At 66.2% G+C, this 1,386-nt stretch carries 1 protein-coding gene; it reads right to left on the bottom strand.

Features of this window, described 5'->3' with window-relative positions; translation table 11 throughout:
- Positions 1 to 31: 31 nt before the first annotated feature.
- Positions 32 to 1,335 (bottom strand): IS3 family transposase gene (locus GQQ92_RS16430; RefSeq protein WP_157000384.1). Its coding sequence is split into 2 segments (ribosomal slippage): positions 32 to 1,041 and positions 1,041 to 1,335, totalling 1,305 coding nucleotides; the frame shifts between segments, so codons are not numbered across the junction.
- Positions 1,336 to 1,386: the final 51 nt, after the last annotated feature.

Below are 1,386 nucleotides of genomic sequence, written 5' to 3'. Positions count from 1 at the left end.
ATGATGCGCCCCGGGTTTGATGGAGGCCGGGTTAGTTGGAAGCCGCGCCCGTGAGGGTGCGAGGTTGAGCGTAGTCGACGTCGGGGCGCTCAGCCCAGTACGCCTGTTCGTGCTCGACTGGTGGGACGTGTCCGAGTTCGCCGTGCAGTCGCCGATGGTTGAACCAGTCGACGTACTCCGCGACCGCGATCTCGACGTCGCTGATCGATGCCCAGCCGCCTTTGGGACGCATGGCAGGGTTGCGGATGCATTCGGCTTTGAAGAGCGAGTTGAAAGCTTCGGCCATCGCGTTGTCGTAGCTGTCGCCCTTGGTGCCGATGGATGCCACGGCGTCGGCTTCGGCGAGCCGCTCGGTGTAGCGAATCGCACGGTACTGGACGCCCATATCGCTGTGGTGGATCAGGCCGGTGATGTCTTGCCCGGTCCGGCGGCGTTCCCAGAGGCCCATGTCCAGGGCATCCAACGCGAGGTCGGTGCGCATGTTCGTCGAGGTCTGCCAGCCGACCACGCGCCGCGAGTAGACGTCGAGGATGAACGACGCGTAGACCCAGCCGGAGTGGGTGCGGATGTAGGTGAAGTCCGCGACCCACAACTGATTCGGCGCGGACGCGGTGAACTTGCGCTTGACGAGATCGGCGGGCTTGCCAGTCTCAGCCCCGTCGCCGTTGGTCGTGCGGGTCGCCTTGTCGCGGCGGATGCCCTGCAGCCCGATGCTGCGCATCAGGCGTTCGACCGTGCACCTGGCAACGGGCACGCCCTCGCGGTTGAGTTCAGCGTGGATCTTCCTCGCGCCGTAAACGCCGAGGTTCGCTTTGTGCGCGGTCGTGATGTCCACGATCAGTTCCGCATCGCGGAACGCCCGCGCCGACAGCGGACGGGCCTTCGCGGCGTAGTAGGTGCTCGGGGCGATCTGGATTCCGGCGTCCGCAAGGACCCGGCAGATCGGCTCGACCCCGAACCGGTGGCGGTGCCCGTCGATGTACTCGACGAGCACCGCAGTCGACACCTGACGCGCTATCTGAGTTTGCGGTCGAGCTCCGCGGCCGCGAAAAACGCCGACGCCGTCTTCAAAATCTCGTTCGCCCGCCGCAACTCACGGACCTCGCGCTCGAGCTCCGCGATGCGCTGTGCGTCGGCGCTCGTCACGCCGGGACGGGCCCCTGCATCGATTTCGGCGCGTTTGACCCACACGCGCAGGGTTTCGCTGTTGATCCCGAGCTGCTCGGCGATCCGTGTCACCGCCCCGACACTTCGGGTCGGGTCTTGCCGGGCTTCGACTGCCAGCCGGGTCGCGCGCTCACGCAGCTCGTCCGGATACTTCTTGGGTGTTGCCATGACTCTCATCCTCCGTGAGATCAGAGCCTCCACCGAACCCGGGGCGCATCA

Origin of the sequence: Agromyces terreus (genome assembly GCF_009749465.1) — a bacterium.
GTDB classification, from domain to species: Bacteria; Actinomycetota; Actinomycetes; order Actinomycetales; family Microbacteriaceae; genus Agromyces; species Agromyces terreus.
Note: the sequence above shows the minus strand (reverse complement) of the source record. Positions and strands in the feature narration are given on the sequence as shown.